This window comes from Caulobacter sp. GW821-FHT10A10, from assembly GCF_059415745.1.
Genome location: NZ_JBWKNV010000010.1, coordinates 48,331 through 64,033 on the forward strand (window position 1 = coordinate 48,331; position 15,703 = coordinate 64,033).

At 69.8% G+C, this 15,703-nt stretch carries 18 protein-coding genes; 6 read left to right on the forward strand and 12 right to left on the reverse strand.

Annotated elements, in window-relative coordinates:
- Positions 1–12: 12 nt before the first annotated feature.
- The gene (locus AC07NS_RS23235; protein ID WP_494607134.1) at positions 13–270 is read left to right on the forward strand and encodes a hypothetical protein; all 258 of its coding nucleotides are present in this window, start codon (positions 13–15) and stop codon (positions 268–270) included.
- Positions 271–278: 8 nt separating this feature from the next.
- Here the strand turns inward: AC07NS_RS23235 and AC07NS_RS23240 are convergent, their stop codons facing one another.
- Positions 279–1,877 (reverse strand): peptide chain release factor 3, encoded by a 1,599-nt coding sequence (locus AC07NS_RS23240; protein ID WP_494607136.1) that lies wholly within the window; start codon positions 1,875–1,877, stop codon positions 279–281.
- A 68-nt stretch (positions 1,878–1,945) separates the two neighbouring features.
- A complete protein-coding gene (locus AC07NS_RS23245; RefSeq protein WP_494607138.1) occupies positions 1,946–3,625 on the reverse strand; it encodes a DUF1570 domain-containing protein in 1,680 nt (559 codons plus the stop codon).
- A 184-nt stretch (positions 3,626–3,809) separates the two neighbouring features.
- On the opposite strand from AC07NS_RS23245, the gene AC07NS_RS23250 reads away from it, so the two are divergent.
- On the forward strand, positions 3,810–3,947 hold the full coding sequence (locus AC07NS_RS23250; protein WP_158285896.1) for a hypothetical protein: 138 nt from the start codon (positions 3,810–3,812) through the stop codon (positions 3,945–3,947).
- Between the two features lie 16 nt (positions 3,948–3,963).
- On the opposite strand, the gene AC07NS_RS23255 is transcribed toward AC07NS_RS23250, so the two are convergent.
- The gene (locus tag AC07NS_RS23255) at positions 3,964–4,344 is read right to left on the reverse strand and encodes a hypothetical protein (RefSeq protein WP_487289090.1); all 381 of its coding nucleotides are present in this window, start codon (positions 4,342–4,344) and stop codon (positions 3,964–3,966) included.
- Positions 4,345–4,648: 304 nt separating this feature from the next.
- On the reverse strand, positions 4,649–4,978 hold the full coding sequence (locus AC07NS_RS23260) for a DUF1491 family protein (protein ID WP_494607140.1): 330 nt from the start codon (positions 4,976–4,978) through the stop codon (positions 4,649–4,651).
- 69 nt (positions 4,979–5,047) lie between these two features.
- Between AC07NS_RS23260 and AC07NS_RS23265 the strand changes: the two genes are divergently transcribed.
- Both AC07NS_RS23265 and AC07NS_RS23270 read left to right on the forward strand, forming a co-directional pair.
- Positions 5,048–5,947 (forward strand): hypothetical protein, encoded by a 900-nt coding sequence (locus tag AC07NS_RS23265; protein WP_494607142.1) that lies wholly within the window; start codon positions 5,048–5,050, stop codon positions 5,945–5,947.
- Positions 5,948–6,002: 55 nt separating this feature from the next.
- Positions 6,003–6,749, forward strand: a complete 747-nt coding sequence (locus AC07NS_RS23270) for a DNA polymerase III subunit epsilon (protein ID WP_494607144.1) — start codon at positions 6,003–6,005, stop codon at positions 6,747–6,749.
- Between the two features lie 245 nt (positions 6,750–6,994).
- Here the strand turns inward: AC07NS_RS23270 and AC07NS_RS23275 are convergent, their stop codons facing one another.
- Together AC07NS_RS23275 and AC07NS_RS23280 are read right to left on the reverse strand one after the other, a co-directional pair.
- Positions 6,995–7,399 carry an MliC family protein gene (locus AC07NS_RS23275; RefSeq protein ID WP_494607146.1) on the reverse strand — a complete coding sequence of 135 codons (405 nt, stop codon included), beginning with the start codon at positions 7,397–7,399 and terminating at the stop codon, positions 6,995–6,997.
- A gap of 67 nt (positions 7,400–7,466) precedes the next feature.
- Positions 7,467–7,781 carry a metalloregulator ArsR/SmtB family transcription factor gene (locus AC07NS_RS23280; protein ID WP_487289080.1) on the reverse strand — a complete coding sequence of 105 codons (315 nt, stop codon included), beginning with the start codon at positions 7,779–7,781 and terminating at the stop codon, positions 7,467–7,469.
- A gap of 86 nt (positions 7,782–7,867) precedes the next feature.
- Between AC07NS_RS23280 and AC07NS_RS23285 the strand changes: the two genes are divergently transcribed.
- Together AC07NS_RS23285 and AC07NS_RS23290 are read left to right on the forward strand one after the other, a co-directional pair.
- On the forward strand, positions 7,868–8,311 hold the full coding sequence (locus AC07NS_RS23285; protein WP_494607148.1) for a hypothetical protein: 444 nt from the start codon (positions 7,868–7,870) through the stop codon (positions 8,309–8,311).
- The gene (locus tag AC07NS_RS23290; protein WP_494607150.1) at positions 8,308–9,216 is read left to right on the forward strand and encodes an acyl-CoA desaturase; all 909 of its coding nucleotides are present in this window, start codon (positions 8,308–8,310) and stop codon (positions 9,214–9,216) included. The genes AC07NS_RS23285 and AC07NS_RS23290 overlap by 4 nt, the downstream gene beginning before the upstream one ends.
- 99 nt (positions 9,217–9,315) lie before the next feature.
- Here AC07NS_RS23290 and folP read toward each other — a convergent pair whose 3' ends face one another.
- From folP to pal, 6 genes are all read right to left on the reverse strand, one after another.
- Entirely contained in the window at positions 9,316–10,128 is an 813-nt protein-coding gene (gene folP, locus AC07NS_RS23295) for a dihydropteroate synthase (RefSeq protein ID WP_494607151.1), read from the reverse strand.
- A 32-nt stretch (positions 10,129–10,160) separates the two neighbouring features.
- Positions 10,161–10,655: a YbjN domain-containing protein gene (locus tag AC07NS_RS23300; RefSeq protein WP_494607153.1), complete on the reverse strand. Its 495-nt coding sequence runs from the start codon at positions 10,653–10,655 to the stop codon at positions 10,161–10,163.
- A 166-nt stretch (positions 10,656–10,821) separates the two neighbouring features.
- The gene (ftsH, locus tag AC07NS_RS23305; protein WP_494607155.1) at positions 10,822–12,702 is read right to left on the reverse strand and encodes an ATP-dependent zinc metalloprotease FtsH; all 1,881 of its coding nucleotides are present in this window, start codon (positions 12,700–12,702) and stop codon (positions 10,822–10,824) included.
- A gap of 76 nt (positions 12,703–12,778) precedes the next feature.
- The gene (gene tilS, locus AC07NS_RS23310; RefSeq protein ID WP_494607413.1) at positions 12,779–14,005 is read right to left on the reverse strand and encodes a tRNA lysidine(34) synthetase TilS; all 1,227 of its coding nucleotides are present in this window, start codon (positions 14,003–14,005) and stop codon (positions 12,779–12,781) included.
- Positions 14,002–14,859: a tol-pal system protein YbgF gene (ybgF, locus tag AC07NS_RS23315; protein WP_487289071.1), complete on the reverse strand. Its 858-nt coding sequence runs from the start codon at positions 14,857–14,859 to the stop codon at positions 14,002–14,004. The genes tilS and ybgF overlap by 4 nt, the downstream gene beginning before the upstream one ends.
- A gap of 117 nt (positions 14,860–14,976) precedes the next feature.
- The gene (gene pal, locus AC07NS_RS23320; protein ID WP_494607157.1) at positions 14,977–15,552 is read right to left on the reverse strand and encodes a peptidoglycan-associated lipoprotein Pal; all 576 of its coding nucleotides are present in this window, start codon (positions 15,550–15,552) and stop codon (positions 14,977–14,979) included.
- Positions 15,553–15,703: the final 151 nt, after the last annotated feature.

Sequence of the window (15,703 nt, forward strand, 5' to 3'; positions counted from 1 at the left end):
GAACGCAACGCCATGAGCGACCAGCAAGACCAGAAGCCGTCCCTCGCCTCGCAAGACGCCCCGCCCCGCAACGCGGTTTCGGATCAAGCGTCCGTGCCGGAACCGCAGGCAAATCCCGTCGACGCCCCGAAGATCGTGGCGCCGCGGCTCACCGGCCTTGCGCGCCTGCGGCAGTTCTTCGTGCAGCGCCTTGGCGGCCCGCAGGGCGCGACCACCTGCATCGTCTGCGGACGCGTGAAGGTGAACGGTCGCTGCCCTGAGCACGGCTAGCGCCGAGACTAACCCCGTTCCTTCGTCCGCTCGAACCTGACCTTCGGGTAACGCTCGGCGACGTAGTTGATCTCCCAGCCGCTCTTGCCGAGGAACACCGGCTGGTCGTCGATGTCGCGGCCCATGGCCGACTTGTGCTTGTTCTCGAAGTCCTCGACGTCGGCGCGCTCGCCGACCAGCCAGCGGGCCTCGGCGTAGGGGCTGTTCTCGAAGATCACGTCCAGCTGGTACTCGTTGGCCAGGCGGTCGGCCATGACCTCGAACTGCAGCTGGCCGACGGCGCCGACGATGAAGTCGGACCCGATCATCGGCCGGAACAGCTGGGTGACGCCTTCCTCGGCCAGGCCTTCCAGCGCCTTCTTCAGGTGCTTGGCCTTCAGCGGATCCTTGACGCGCACGCGGCGCAGGATTTCCGGGGCGAAGTTGGGCAGGCCGGCGAAGCGCAGGGCGCCGGTCTCCGACAGGCTGTCGCCGACGCGCAGGACGCCGTGGTTGGGGATGCCGATGACGTCGCCGGCGAAGGCGTCTTCGGCCAGTTCGCGGTCGGACGCGAAGAACATGATCGGCGCGTTGACGCTCATGGCCTTGCCGGTGTTCTGGGCCTTCAGCTTCATGCCGCGGGTGAAGCGGCCGCTGGTCAGGCGCAGGAAGGCGATCCGGTCGCGGTGATTGGGGTCCATGTTGGCCTGGACCTTGAAGACGAAGCCCGAGACCTCGCCATCGCCGGGGGCGACATGGGTCTCGGCCCCGGCCTTGCTGGCCTTGGCCGGCTTGGGCGCGGGGGCGTAGGCGCCGATGCCGGCCAGCAGCTGGTCGACGCCGAAGTGGCGCAGGGCCGAGCCGAAGAACACCGGCGTCATGTGGCCTTCCAGGAACGACTGCACGTCGAACGGCTTGCCGGCCTCGGTGACCAGCATGGCGTTGTCCTCCAGCTCGGCGCGCTCGTCGGGCTCGAGGTACTGGACGATGGCGTTGCCGTTGAAGGCGACGGCGTCGGGGTGGCCCTCCTCGTCGGTCGAGCTCTTCTTGGCGTAGGGCAGGAACTGCTGGCTGCGCAGGTCGAGCATGCCCTTGAAGCGACCGCCCGAACCGGCCGGCCAGTAGAGCGGCGCGGGATCGAGGGCCAGCTTGGACGAGACTTCGTCGAGCAGCTCGAACGGGTCCTGGGCCTCGCGGTCCATCTTGTTGATAAAGGTGATGATCGGGATGTCGCGCAGGCGGCACACCTCGAACAGCTTCAGCGTCTGGGGCTCGATGCCCTTGGCGGCGTCCAGCACCATGACCGCGGCGTCGGCGGCGGTGAGGGTGCGGTAGGTGTCTTCCGAGAAGTCCTCGTGGCCCGGGGTGTCCAGCAGGTTGAACATCAGGCCGTCGTGATCGAACGTCATCACCGACGCCGAGACCGAGATCCCGCGCTCGCGCTCGATCTTCATCCAGTCCGACTGGGTGCGCCGCGCCTGGCCGCGCGCCCGCACCGCGCCGGCCGCGCGGATCGCCCCGCCGGCCAGCAGCAGGTTTTCCGTCAGCGTCGTCTTGCCGGCGTCGGGGTGGCTGATGATGGCGAAGGTGCGCCGACGGGCGGCTTCAGCGGCGGGAGAGGTGCTCATCCGGCGGAACTACCGCCCCCGCGCGTCCTTGTCACCTTTTCCGGGTCGGGAACCGGAAGCCGCCGGTCTCAGCCGGCGGGCTTGGCCCCGCTCTTGGCCGGCCCCTTCGACGCGCCGCCGCCGGAGGTCCTGGCCGGCGGCTTGGCCGAGGCCGGCGCGGGCGTCGGGGCCGCGGCCTGGGCGGGCGGCGGCGGCGGAGGCGGCCTGTCGGCCTTGCCCTCCAGCTCCTTGAGCATGTTGGCCGCCATCTTCGCCGCGCCGCCGCCGTGCGGGTTGGCCGCGATCGGGGTCAGCATGTCGCGCGCCACGCCATACTGGCCCGCGCGCGTGAACAGGCTGGCGGCGTTCATCCGGATCGTCGGGCTCTGCGGAGCGATCTCGGCGGCGCGGAAGACGACGTTCAGCGTGTTCTGCGACGGATCGCGGTCGAACGACCGCGCCTCGGCGTAGCCGTAGAGCGTCAGATAGTTGTCGCCGTCGATCTTGTGGGCCCGGCCCAGATACTTGGCCGCCTCGGCGTAGATCGCCTTGGCGTCGTCGTAGTCGGCGTTGCGGGCGGCGGCCAGGCGGCTGTAGGCCACGACCTGCAGGGCCTCCAGGTCGGTCGGCCGCTCGTCCAGCAGGGTCTTGAGGATCTTCTCGCCGGCCGCGCGGTCGCCTAGGTCGCATTCGGCGCGGGCCAGGACCAGGCGGCTGTAGAACTCGCCAGGACGCTTGGCGGCCAGCTCGCGCACCTTCTTCAGCAGCACCGCGCCCTGCTCGTCGCTGACCCCGCGCTTGAGCAGTTGGGCCTCGAGGATCAGGTCGTCGGCGCCCGCCGGCATGCGGCTGAAGGTGATCTGCGGCGGCGGCGGCGGGGTGCGGGTGATCGCCACCCCCATCAGCGGCCGGCGCATATAGGTCCGCAGATTACGTTCCAGGGTCTTGGGGTCCTCGCCAAAGGCCTTGGTCCAGCTGGCGACGGGGTCCCCGCCCGCCCGGATGGCGGCCAGGTAGTCCTGGAGCTTGGTCCACCGCTGCTTGTCGGTCCAGACGTAGTGGGTCAGCAGCCAGGCCTGGGCGTAGAAGGTCGCCATATCGTCGGAGCGCAGCTCGCCGGGCTCCTTGCTCAGCATGTCCTCCATCGGCAGCCAGCGCTCGTTGTAGAGCGAATAGCCCCGGCCGGCGTTGGCGCTGCCGACCAGCACCTTCTTGGGCTGGAGGTCGGCGGTCATGTAGTACTCGGCCAGCCCCTCGATCATCCAGCCGGGATAGCCGTTGGGGAAGTACTGCATCATGAAGTGGTGCACGTACTCGTGCAGCACCACGTCGTCGCTGCCGTTCGAGGCGGCTCCACGATCGGCCCGGATGGCGATGGCGAAGATGTCGTTCAGCGCGTTGAAATAGACGCCGCCCAACCGCTCGTCGGCGTCGGGATAGGCGCGCCGCAGCTGGTTGATGTTGCTCACCAGATAGACCGGCAGCTTGCGCGGGGTCTCGGCGGTCGTGCGGTTCTGCAGCACGCGCAGGACCCCGTCGAAGTCCTCCAGCATGGTGACGTAGCTGCGCAGCGTCGGCTCGCCGCGATCGGAATAGACGATGAAATGCTCGCTCTCGGCCCGCAGCCAGCGGCCGGGCGCATCGGCGCTCGGCGCCGGTTTGGCGGCGGCCGCCGCCGCGGCCTGATCCTGCGCCACGGCCGGCGCCGCGCAAAGGCCAATAGCCAGCGCGCCCGCCACGCCGGCGAGCAAGAACTCACGGAAAGCCACTGTAGTCCCCCAACCGCAACCCCACGTGGATATGGCGGAGAAGGCCGGCGCCTGACAAGTCGTCTCCAGCGCGCGAACGGCCGGCGACGCAAAAAACCCTGTGCACGTTATGGGATTGGAGTCATGCTGCTCGCGTCGCCGACGTTCGGCCCCCGAGAGCCGTCGGGGCGACGGAGGAACCGACATGGCCCTGGCCGAAGACCCTCGCCGCCACATCCGTCACCGCTCCCTGGGGCAAAGCACGCTCTGCCTTGGCACGGTCCTGGCGGGACTGGTGGTTCTCGCCCTCGCCCTGAACCTGCTGGCCGGCCTGCTGATCTAGCAGCCCGACCCGCCCGTCAGGCGGCCAGCCGACGCCAGACCTGGCGGTCGGCTTCGAGATTGGTCAGTTGGCCGGCCTTCTGACGCTGGTGAAGCGCGCCCATCACCTCGATGCCGATCTGGGCGTAGCGCACCTGCACCTGCTCGATCAGGCAGCCCCGGGCCGGGGCGATGAACAGGGCCGCGTTGATCTCCGGCGCCTTGGCGATCACCAGGGCGGCCAGGCGCTTGGCCTTCTCCACCTGCTTGTGATGCAGCAGCGGCTCCTGGGCGTAGAGCTCCTTGCCCAGCTCGGCGACGAAGTTCAGCGACAGGGCCGCGAAACGGTCGCGCGTCATCGGCGGCGACAGTTCGGCGGCGTCCAGGCTGAGCACGACGTCGTTCATCAAAAAGAGCATGGGCGGCTTGCGGGGGCTGCTTAGAGACCTGCGACATCCTGCCGCGCCGGACTTTCGGTCTGGTTTAGCGGCAAGGTTAATGCTGTGGATCGTTGCAGAGAACTTCGTTCGCCGGCGACTGACCGCTCCGGCCGGACCGACATTCAGAACACCTGGCGCATTTTCACCGAGCATCCCCGCGAAGGCGGGGATCCAGCCGAGTCTGCGGGTGATCCACCGCCGCGTCCTTCGCTGAACGTCAGCTTGGATCCCCGCCTTCGCGGGGAGAGACGGATTTAGGGGCCTCGAGCTCCTGACTATCGACTCAGGCCTCGACCGGCTCGGTCAGGAAGTGACGGCCCTCGCGGTCCTCGATCTCGACCACCCAGACGTCGGGATCGATGCGCGCGGCGCGTTCGGCATAGGCGTCGAGGTCGGGTTCGAAGTCCGAGCGCACCGGCTGCATCCACACCCGCTCGCCGTCGCCGCGGGTGGCCTCGCTGTAGAGCCGCACGGTTCCGGCCCGGCGGTCGACGACCTTGACCAGCACGGCGCCGGCCCGGACGTCGCCCTTGCGGGCCACCATGGCGAAGGCGCCGCCCAGCTCGGCGCGGCGGATCAGCGCGCCCACCCATAGATCCGTCGAAAGAAGCATCGCTAACCGAACCGCAACCAGGGGCGGTTAAGGTCCGCCCGAACATCCTCTCTCGCAGAATACGAGAAAATGGCCACCAAGAAGACTGCCGGCGCGCGCAAGCGGCGCTCGATGGCGACCGTGTTCGCCCTCGCGTCCCTGTGCGCCGCCCAGACGGCGGCCGCCACGCCCTCCGACCTTTTCTACGAACGCAGCCTGATGAGCGCCGCCGGCGCCCGCTGCGGCCTGTTCAGCCCGTCGCTGTCGGGCGCGCTGGACGCCGGCAAGGCCCAGGCCCGGGGCGCGGCCCTGCGCGCCGGCGCCAGCAGCGAGCAACTGGACGGCGTGCAGCAGCGCGCCCACGCCAAGGCCGCCTCCGTGCCCTGCAATTCCAAGGACCTGGGCACGGCCGCCGGCCGGGTGCGCAAGGCCTTCGAGGGCTACGCCCTGCTGCAGCGGATGAACTATCCGGGCGACCGCGCCACATGGGTGGCCGATCGGGCCAGCTCGGCGACCATTCCGTTCTGGCGGCTGTCGCAGCCGGCGAGCTTCGGCGGCGACCGGCTGGTGTTCGGCCTGGCCGGCCGTAACATCGAACTGCTGGCCGTGGCGACCTTCGCCGACGGGGCGCGCCCCTACGCCGCGCGGCTGGTGATGCGCGATCCGACCCGCACCCAGGGACCGTACCTGAAGGCCCGCAACGGCGGCGGCCTGGCCGACAACGCCGCCCCGCGCGTCGCCAGCCGGGTGTTCGGGGCCGAGACCCGCGATCCCGTGCCCGCCCCCACCCTGCTGCCGACCGGCGCCAAGACCGGCATGAGCTTCCGCTTCCCGCGCGAGGCCGGCGACGTCATCGCCCGGCTCGACCCGCGCGAGGCGATCACGGTCGAGTTCGTGATCCAGGGTCGCGACGGCGGCGAGACCGTGCGCCGGGCCTATGTGGAAGTGGGCGACTTCGCCGCCGGCCGGGCCTTCCTGCGCGTCAGCTGACAGATTTGGGACCGCGCCGTTTGGCGCGGCGGCGACCGGGGGCCATATTGGCTTCATGCAGCGCGTCCGCGTCATCGACCTGGAGACCGCCGGGAACGGCCCCCACGACGTCTGCGAGATCGGCTGGCAGGACGTGGCGCAGGACGCCGACGGCCAGTGGCGCGTCGATGACGCGGCTCGCGGCTCTCAATTGATCAATCCCGGCCGTCCGATCTCGCCCGAGACCATGGCCGTGCACCACATCCTCGACGCCGAGGTCGCCGGCGCGCCGTTCTGGAAGGACGCCGCGCCCGAGGTGCTGCGGCCCGACGGCGGCGTGGCGGCCCTGGCGGCGCACCGGGCCTCGTTCGAGCAGCGCTACTGCACGCCCAAGCTGGCCGGGGCCGCGCCGTGGATCTGCACCTGGAAATGCGCCCTGCGCCTGTGGCCGCACCTTCAGAGCTTCTCCAACCAGATGCTGCGCTACCAGCGCATGCCGCAGGGCCTGGTCAACCAGCTGGGCCTGCCCGCGCACCGCGCCCTACCCGACGCCTATGTCACCGCCCATCACCTGCGCGACATGCTCAACGCCGCCTCGCTGGAGCAGTTGCTGGCCTGGAGCGCCGAGCCCGGCCTACTGCCCCGCGTGCCGACCGGCCTCCATCGCGGCAAGGCCTGGGACCAGCTCGACGGCGAGGCCCTGCTGGTCCTGGCCAAGGACCGCGACCGCGATCTGCGCTTCAGCGCCGAGACGGAGCTTCGCCGGAGGGGGCATGCGGTGGAGGTGGTTGAGGCGGAGCCCAAGCAAGGGACGCTGCTTTGAAGTCCCTCTCTCCTAGAGAGAGGGAGGGGCCCGCCGCGAAGCGGTGGGAGGGTGAGAGGTTTCACCGCTGGCCGGCGAATCCCAACGCGTTCCGACAAGCCTCCCCCCGCCGCCGTCCAATAGCCACATGTGCAAACCGCGAGGTCGAACGACCGCGCTTCATTCAGTGAGTTTGTTACCTCTCACCCTCCCACGCCTTTGGCGTGGGCCCCTCCCTCTCTCAAAGAGAGAGGGTTTTCCCTGACCTACCCCGCCTCGGACGGCGCAAGGCACTCGACCGGCTTGCCGCTGGCGACGTCTTCGCCGGGCTTGAGTTCGGAGACCAGGCCGTCGGTCATGCCCTTGGTCCACCATTGCAGGCCGTCGCCCACATAGCGGGCGCCGCTGGCCGACATGGCGACGGTGAGGGTGCGGGTCTTGCCGCCGTAGTCGACGACGGCGGTCTTGTCGTCGGGATAGCGGGCCTTCAGCGCCTGGCCGTCGGCGCAGGCGTAGACGATCTCCTTGACCGCCGGGGCGGCCGGGGTCGCCGGCGCGGGGCTCTGGGCCAGACCATCGGGCGTCGGCGCGGGCTTGGGCGCCTGCGTCTTCCTCTCGCAGGCGGCCAGGGCCAGCACGGCCAGGCCGGCGACGAACAGCGGGCGGATCATCGGCAAGCTCCCCGAAAGCGAAGGTTCCACGCCCCTATAACGTCGGCTGGCCGACCTTCGTTGCCGATCACTCGCCGTCGCGGTCGGCCTTCAGCCGGGCGCTCTCGGCCCGCAGCGGCTTGGCGACCGGACAGACCTCCTGGACGAAGTCGTTCAGCGTGTTGACCAGGCTGTCGCGCACCAGGCTGTAGTGCACGAACTGGCCGCGCTTCTCGCTGCTGACCAGGCCCGCGGCCTCCAGGATCGACAGGTGCTGCGACACCGCCGGCTTGGAGATCGAAAAGCGCGAGGCGATCTCGCCCGCCGTCAGGTCGGCATGGGCCAGATAGGCCAGGATCTTGCGCCGGACCGTCGACGACAGGGCTTCGAAAACACGCTGCATAGGAGGGTATTTAAGCGCTTCGCTAATCGCTTGCAAATTAGCAATAAGGTATTTAAGGAATAGCTTATTCAAAAAGGAACTTCCTCGTGCGGCCTTCCGAACCCGCCCCCGCCCGTTTCATCAGCGCCCTGTTCATCGGCGGCCTGACCGGCGCGGCGCTCACCGGCGCGACCCTGATCGCGATCGGCTTGATCCCCGCCCTGCTTTCCCGCGAGCTCGCCGGCCTCGGTGCGGCCCTGAACGTGGGGCTGATGGCGGCGCCGTTCGCCCTGATCGTCTGGCTAGGCGGGTTACTGGTCGTCGGCGCGCCCTTCTGGGCTCTGCTCCACGTTCTCAAGATCCGCTCGCCCCAGGCCGGAGCGATCCTCGGCGCGGTCCTGGTCTTCGCCGTCGTGGCCGGCCTGTCGACGTCCTTTGTGCCGCAGGACGGACGCTGGCCCTGGTTCGCCGCGACCTGGCTGGCCGCCATAGGCGCGGTCGTCGGCTGGATCATGGCGCGCGTGGCTTATGGCAAGGACGCCCCGCGATGAGCGACCATCACGACGACCCCTACGCCGTCCATTCCATCGCGCCGGACGCGGGCGGCGACGCGGCCGCCGGTCGCGTGGTCTGGGCGCCGGCGACCTCGCTGTGGCAGGGCGCGATGCTGGCCGGGACCCTGGCCGCGCCGTTCTTCTTCAGTTGGAGCGCCCTGGCCGTCTTCGTGCTGACCACCGGCGCCACCCTGCTGGTCGGCCATTCGGTCGGCTTTCACCGGCGGCTGATCCACGGCAGCTTCGAGAGCCCGCGCTGGCTCGACTACCTGATGATGTGGCTGGGAACCCTGGTGGGCATGAGCGGGCCGCTGAGCATGATCGCCGCCCACGACCTGCGCGACTGGGGCCAGCGGCAGGCGGTCTGCCACCCCTACCTCTCCAACCGCGCCGGCTTCTGGACCGACTACGCCTGGAACCTGCACGGCCTGCTGGTGCTGGACACGCCGCCGCGCCAGGAGATCCCGCCCCGCATCGCCGGCGACAGGTTCTACCGCTTCCTGGAGCGCACCTGGATGCTGCAGCAGGTTCCCGTCGCGCTTGTCCTGTTCGCCCTGGGCGGCTGGCCGTGGCTGCTGTGGGGCGTGGCGGCGCGGGTCTGCGTGTCGGTGACCGGCCACTGGTACGTCGGGCGCCTGGCCCATCGCACCGGGCCGCAGAGCTGGCTGGTCGAGACCTCGGGCGTGCAGGCCCACGACGTGCCCTGGGCGGCGATCCCGACCATGGGCGAGGCCTGGCACAACAACCACCACGCCTGGCCCGGCTCGGCCCGCATCGGCCTCTATCCCGGCCAGGCCGACTGGGGCTTCGCTCTGATCCGCCTGCTGGAGCGGCTGGGGCTGGCGTGGAACGTGCGGACGCCCGAGACCTTGCCGGAACGGCCGGAGTTGGCGCGAGCGTAGGACCCCCTCAGTCGCTTCGCGACAGCTCCCCCAGAGGGGGAGCATCTGGGCCGTAGATCCTCCCCCTCTGGGGGAGGTGGCCCGGAGGGCCGGAGGGGGTCAGCCCGCCGCGACGATCGCCTTCCACACCGCCAGGGCCTGGCTCATCTCGCGGACGTCGTGGACGCGGACGGCCTCGACCCCGCAGTCGGCGCCGTGCAGGTGGACGGCGAGCGAGCCGCCCAGGCGGTCGCGGGCGTCCTGGGCGCAGGGGTCGATGGCGGCGATGAAGCGCTTGCGGCTGGCGCCCAGCAGCACCGGATAGCCCAGGGCCACCAGGCGCGGCAGGGCGGCCAGCAAAGCCAGATTGTGGGCCGGCGTCTTGCCAAAGCCGATCCCGGGATCGAGCCAGATCTTCTCGCGCTCGACGCCGGCGGCCATGGCGGTCAGGGCGCGGGCCAGCAGGAAGGCCTCGACCTCGGCGACGACGTCGTCATAGCGCGGCTCGTCCTGCATCGTGCCCGGCTCGCCGCGCATGTGCATGAGGATCACCTCGCAGCCCAGCTCGGCGGCGACCTCGGGGGCGTCGGGGGCGAAGCGCAGGGCCGCGACGTCGTTCCAGATGTCGGCCCCGGCGGCGACGGCCGCGCGGGCCACGCCGGGCTTCATGGTGTCGATCGAGATGGCCGCGTCGCTCTCGGCGCGGATGGCGCGGATCAGCGGCACGACCCGGGCGATCTCCTCGGCCTCCGACACCGGGTCCGCGCCCGGACGGGTGCTCTCGCCGCCGATGTCGAGGATGGTCGCGCCGTCGTCGATCAGCCGGCGGGCGTGGGACAGGGCGGCGGCGGGATCGAAGAACCGGCCGCCGTCCGAGAAGCTGTCGGGCGTGACGTTGACCACGCCCATGACGCGCGGGACGGCATGGATCATGGGCGTGGGTTTAGACCCGTGGGTCGTCGTCGTCACCAACCGATAAAGGTGGTGAAGTCGTCGATCATCGAGGTCCAGACGCCGAAGTCGTCGTCGAGCACGGCCGTGGTGCGGCCGGCGTTGATGTTGACGTCGTACTGGACGTAGGGGTCGCCTTCGTCGTCGATATAGGCCTTCAGATAGCGGTTCTGGCGGTTCCACTCGTTGATCTTGGCCGCCGACATCGGCTGCTTCAGGTCGAAGCTGGCGGCGAACTGCAGGGCCTTGCAGCGCGGCTTGGCGGTGCAGTCGTAGAAATAGACTGTGAAGTTCACGCCGCCGGCGGCGCTCTTGATCATCGGGTCGCCGGTGTCGTCCTTGGTCAGCTCGGCCTTGTAGCCGGCGTCCTGCAGCCACTTGGCGACCTCGGGGCCGGTCATGCCGTCGACATGGATGTCGCCGGGCGCCGCGAAAGCCGCTCCAGGGATGAGGAGAGGGGCGGTCGCGACCAGGGCTCCGGCCATCAGGCCCAGCATCGACGTCTTCATGCGCGTTCCCTTGCGTTTCAACTCCGAAGGGAAGCTGTACCACCCCCTCGCCCGGGAAGACCAGAACGGGGCCGCAAGGAAGCCGTGGACGACCGGTGGAGCAAAACAAAAGCCGGACCCGACGAGCGGATCCGGCTTTCGCGGTCTCAAAAAGTTCGTTCGCGCCTTAGGCGGTGACGCCCGTGGGCGAGACCGGCACCGAGGCGACGGGACCCGTCGGCTTCTTCTCCTCGGCCTCTTCACGGACGGGCGCGACGCCCTTGGTGACGCCGATGATCTCGTCGCCGCTCAGGGTCTCGAACTCCAGCAGGGCCTTGGCGACCGAATGCAGGTCTTCCAGCTTCTCGGTCAGGATCCGGCGGGCGTCGTCCTCGCCGCCCTTCACCAGGCGACGGACCTCGGCGTCGATCTTGACCATGGTGTCGGGCGAGACGTTCTGGGTGCGCGCCACCGAGTGACCCAGGAACACCTCTTCCTGGTTGTCGCCGTAGGCCACGGTGCCCAGGTCGTCGGAGAAGCCCCAGCGGGTGACCATGTTGCGGGCCAGGTTGGTGGCCGCGCTGATGTCGCTCGACGCGCCCGAGGTGATCTTCTCCTTGCCGAAGATCAGCTCTTCCGCCACGCGGCCGGCCATCATGATGGCCAGACGCGAGGTCATCATGTCGTAGCTCATCGAGTAGCGGTCGCCTTCCGGCAGCTGCATGACCATGCCCAGGGCGCGGCCGCGCGGCACGATGGTGGCCTTGTGGACCGGGTCGGCGACCGGGACGTTCAGGGCCACCAGGGCGTGGCCGCCCTCGTGATAGGCCGTCAGCTTCTTCTCGTCCTCGCTCATGGCCATCGAGCGGCGCTCGGCGCCCATCATGACCTTGTCCTTGGCGTGCTCGAAGTCGTGCATGGTGACCATGCGGCGGTTCTTGCGCGCGGCGGTCAGGGCGCCTTCGTTGACCAGGTTGGCCAGGTCCGCGCCCGAGAAGCCGGGGGTGCCGCGAGCCAGGGTCTTGACGTCGACGTCGGCGGCCAGCGGCACGTTCTTCATGTGCACGCGCAGGATCTTCTCGCGACCGGCGACGTCCGGGTTCGGGACCACGACCTGGCGGTCGAAGCGGCCCGGACGCAGCAGGGCCGGGTCCAGAACGTCGGGACGGTTGGTGGCGGCGATCAGGATGATGCCTTCGTTGGCCTCGAAGCCGTCCATCTCGACCAGCAGCTGGTTGAGGGTCTGCTCGCGCTCGTCGTTGCCGCCGCCCAGGCCGGCGCCGCGGTGGCGACCGACAGCGTCGATTTCGTCGATGAAGATGATGCAGGGCGCGTTCTTCTTGGCCTGCTCGAACATGTCGCGCACGCGGCTGGCGCCGACGCCGACGAACATCTCGACGAAGTCCGAACCGGAAATGGTGAAGAACGGCACGCCGGCTTCACCCGCCACGGCGCGGGCGATCAGGGTTTTACCCGTACCCGGAGGGCCGACCAGCAGGGCGCCCTTCGGGATCTTGCCGCCCAGACGCTGGAACTTGGCCGGATCCTTCAGGAAGTCGACGACCTCCTGCAGCTCTTCCTTGGCCTCGTCCACGCCGGCGACGTCGTCGAACAGCACGCGGTTCTTGTTCTCGGTCAGCAGGCGGGCCTTGGACTTGCCGAAGCCCATGGCGCCCTTGGTGCCGCCCTGCATCTGGCGCATGAAGAAGATCCACACGCCGATCAGCAGCAGGATCGGCAGCATGTTCAGGAACAGGCCGAGCACGTTGAACTTGTTCGGGTCCTGGATCTGGATGTCGGCGTTGCGCGCCTCCAGCCGCTTGATCAGGTCCTCGTTGTTCGACGGCGCGTTGACGACATAGACCGTCTTGCCGTCGGCGGCCGTGACCTTGACCTGCTGGCCATTGATCTCGGCCTTCTTGACCTGGCCGTTATCGATGTTCTTCAGCAGCTGCGAATAGCTGGCGCCGCCTTCGCGATGCACCGGGTTGCCCTGTCGCATCACGGTCCAAGCCATGATCAGGACGAACACGATGGCCAGCCAGATGCCCACGTTCCTCAGATTCATACGCGTCGTCTTCCCAAAGCTATCGCTCGTCGACCCAAGATAGGACGACTGACGGCGTTTCGCCACGCGCGCGATATCAGGTCGCGGGTTCTTGATCGATGAAGCCGCACGCGGCTTCGAACCTTTCCCGGATCAGCACGCTCGCACCGAACGCGGGATTCCTTGCAAGGATCGGGCTAGAGGCCTGTCCCGAGGCGTCGAGCGCCGCCGGCAGCACCGCTCGGACGGCGGCCGGAAAATTCTTCAGAACTAGGCGTTCGGAGACCGGCAGACGGGCCGAAAGACCGCCCAGCGCGCGGATCGTCACCGGCTCGCGCGCCGTGACGAGGTAGCGGCCGTCCCAGACGGCGGTCTCGCCGGCGGCCAGAGAAAGGCTCTCCAGCCCCCCTCGCCTGGCCTCGCCGGCCTCGCGGACGAAGAGAACGCCGGCCTCGTCGGCGACGATGCGGGCGCCGGCCAGGGTGGCCGTGAAGGTCTCGCCCCGCGCCAGCCGCTCGACCAGCCGCGCCAGGCGATCGCCACGCGGCGGCGTCGTGGAACCGGCGGCGCAGAGGCAGGCGGCGGCGACCTGGGCGGCCGACGCCCCGCGCGGCAGGCGCAGGGCGTGTTCGCCCTCGACCTGAATCGGTTCGGGAAGGTCTTCGGCCGGGGCCGGCGGCGCGCCCGCCTCGCCGGCCAGGGCGGCGCGGGCGCGGGAGCGGGCGAAGCGGGGATCGGCGTTGGCGGGATCCTCCAGCCAGGTCTCGCCGCGCTCGGCCAGGAAGGCGCGCAGGGCCTGGCGGCGGAGGTCGAGCAGCGGCCGCAGCAGGAAGACGCCCCGCCCCTCCGGCCAGACCGGCGACGGCGCCCAGGGGCGCGGATCGGGCGTGGTCGAGCCCTCGGCCCGCATGCGCGCGGCCTCGGCCCGGTCGTCGGCGGTGTGGCCCAGCAGCAGGGCCCTGGCCCCGGCCTCGCGGGCGGCTTTCGCGAGAAGGGCGTGGCGGGCGGCGCGGGCGGCGGCGGGCAGGCCCGTCGAGGGCTTGTCGCCGATCCAGTGCAGGGCGCGGGCGTCCGCTCCCAGGGCTTTGGCCTTGGCCAGGGCGTCGGCGGTCCAGGCCTGACTGGCGGCATTGAGACCGTGATCGACGGTCAGGGCCAGCACCGGCCGACCATGCAAGGCGGCCCAGTCGAGCGTCAGCCGCAGCAGGGCCAGGCTGTCGCTGCCGCCTGAAAAGCCGACGGCCAGGGGCGTGGTCGCCCCCGGCCGCAGACGCCGCTCCAGGACGGCGGCGAAGACGCTGGAAAGGTCGCGCTGGCCGGTCAGGCCGCGCACTTGGCCTGGACGCGGGTGCTCTTGGCCTTGCTGACCACGTCGGCCGGGGCCTTCGGATAGCGCTTGGTCAGTTCGTCCAGCGTGCGGCAGGCGTCGGCCGGCTTCTTCAGCGCGATCAGCGAGCGCGACAGCTTCAGCACGGCGTTGGGCGCCCAGCTGGTCTGCGGCCAGCCGCGCACGGCGCCCAGATAGGAGCCGGCCGCGTCGCCATAGGCTTCGCGCACGAACTGGGTTTCGCCCAGCCAGTAGCGGGCTTCGGGGGCCTTGGCGTCATCGGGATAGCTGGCCACGAAGCCGCCGAAGGCGTTTTCGGCGCCGGTGTAGTCGCCGTCCAGCAGCAGCTGGCGGGCCTGCTTGAAGGCGGTCGCCGGATCGGCCGGAGGCGGCGGAGGCGGCGGCGGGATCTGGGCCGCGGCGGCCGTGGCGGCGGCGGTCTCCAGCGTGGTGATCTTGCCTTCCAGCGCGGCCAGGCGCTGTTCCAGCTGGTCGGCGCGGGCCTTCTGGCCATCCGAGGCGCGACGGGCCACGTCGATGTCGTGGGTCAGGGTCTCGTTCTGGCCGTTCATCCGCTGGATCGTCTGTTCCAGGTCGGTGATGCGGTCGTTGAGCGCGGCGATCTGGGCGTCGGTCTCGGCGGTCTGGACGACCACCGGCTTGCCGGTGTCGCGCCCCTGGAAGACGATCGCCCGCAGTTCGCGAACGACCTTCTCCATCTTCTCGATGCGCTTGGCCGAACGGTCGTCCAGCGGATCGGGCATCGGCGTCTGGGCCAGGGCCGGCGCGGCGGCGGCGATGGCCAGGGCGACGGGCAAGACGGAGGCGAGGAGCGCGGATTTCAGCTTCATGTCGACGATTATGCCCTGGTTGCGGACAAAAGTGCGGCCGGAATAGTTGGGACCAGACGGAAAGAAGGCCCTCCCCCGGCGTGCGGAGAAGGGCCTTCGATCGGTCAGCCGAGAGGCTTAGCGCGCGCCGTCGGTGATGGCGGTGCGGCCGTTACGGTTCTTGGCCCAGGCGTTTTCGTCCGTACCCGGATCCAGCGGACGCTCCTTGCCGAACGAGATCGTCTCGATGCGCGAGGCGGCGACGCCCTGGCCGATCAGGAACTCGCGGATGGCGTTGGCGCGACGGGCGCCCAGGGCCAGGTTGTATTCGCGGGTGCCGCGTTCGTCGGCGTTGCCTTCGATGCGGACGCGGACCGACTGGTAGCGGTTCAGCCACTGGGCCTGACCGGCCAGGACCGGCTGGGCGTCGGCGCGGACCGAATATTCGTCGGTGTCGAAATAGACGCGGTCGCCGACGTTGACGACGAAGTCCTGGATGGTGCCCGGCAGCGGACCCTGCGGGGTCGGATCCGGAACCGGGGCCGGCGGCGTGTAGGGCTGCTGCGGCGCCTGCGGCTGGGCCGGCGGCGTCGGCTCGACCGGACCCGTCGGCTTCGGGCGCGACGAACAGGCGGCCAGCGAGGCCACGGCCAGGCCGATCAGCGCCAGTCGGGCGGCGCCCTTGGTGTCGAAGCTCATCCAGTATCTCCTCAAGTCTAGGTACGGCCTGGGTTCAAAACTCTTACCGGCGCTGCTCTTGCTCCGCCCCGCAAAAACGTTCCCTGGACCTCACAATGGCGTCAGTGTGATGCCGTTCCACCTCGTTTCACCTATCGGGTGAATGGCGGATGAACAGCCACGCTCC

What these genes read in the sequence shown, in the direction of transcription:
- AC07NS_RS23235 (WP_494607134.1), top strand. Translation starts at nt 13, where the DNA reads ATGAGCGACCAGCAAGACCAGAAGCCGTCCCTCGCCTCGCAAGACGCC.
- AC07NS_RS23240 (WP_494607136.1), bottom strand. Translation starts at nt 1,877, where the DNA reads ATGAGCACCTCTCCCGCCGCTGAAGCCGCCCGTCGGCGCACCTTCGCC.
- AC07NS_RS23250 (WP_158285896.1), top strand. Translation starts at nt 3,810, where the DNA reads ATGGCCCTGGCCGAAGACCCTCGCCGCCACATCCGTCACCGCTCCCTG.
- AC07NS_RS23255 (WP_487289090.1), bottom strand. Translation starts at nt 4,344, where the DNA reads ATGCTCTTTTTGATGAACGACGTCGTGCTCAGCCTGGACGCCGCCGAA.
- AC07NS_RS23260 (WP_494607140.1), bottom strand. Translation starts at nt 4,978, where the DNA reads ATGCTTCTTTCGACGGATCTATGGGTGGGCGCGCTGATCCGCCGCGCC.
- AC07NS_RS23265 (WP_494607142.1), top strand. Translation starts at nt 5,048, where the DNA reads ATGGCCACCAAGAAGACTGCCGGCGCGCGCAAGCGGCGCTCGATGGCG.
- AC07NS_RS23270 (WP_494607144.1), top strand. Translation starts at nt 6,003, where the DNA reads ATGCAGCGCGTCCGCGTCATCGACCTGGAGACCGCCGGGAACGGCCCC.
- AC07NS_RS23275 (WP_494607146.1), bottom strand. Translation starts at nt 7,399, where the DNA reads ATGATCCGCCCGCTGTTCGTCGCCGGCCTGGCCGTGCTGGCCCTGGCC.
- AC07NS_RS23280 (WP_487289080.1), bottom strand. Translation starts at nt 7,781, where the DNA reads ATGCAGCGTGTTTTCGAAGCCCTGTCGTCGACGGTCCGGCGCAAGATC.
- AC07NS_RS23290 (WP_494607150.1), top strand. Translation starts at nt 8,308, where the DNA reads ATGAGCGACCATCACGACGACCCCTACGCCGTCCATTCCATCGCGCCG.
- folP (WP_494607151.1), bottom strand. Translation starts at nt 10,128, where the DNA reads ATGATCCATGCCGTCCCGCGCGTCATGGGCGTGGTCAACGTCACGCCC.
- AC07NS_RS23300 (WP_494607153.1), bottom strand. Translation starts at nt 10,655, where the DNA reads ATGAAGACGTCGATGCTGGGCCTGATGGCCGGAGCCCTGGTCGCGACC.
- ftsH (WP_494607155.1), bottom strand. Translation starts at nt 12,702, where the DNA reads ATGAATCTGAGGAACGTGGGCATCTGGCTGGCCATCGTGTTCGTCCTG.
- ybgF (WP_487289071.1), bottom strand. Translation starts at nt 14,859, where the DNA reads ATGAAGCTGAAATCCGCGCTCCTCGCCTCCGTCTTGCCCGTCGCCCTG.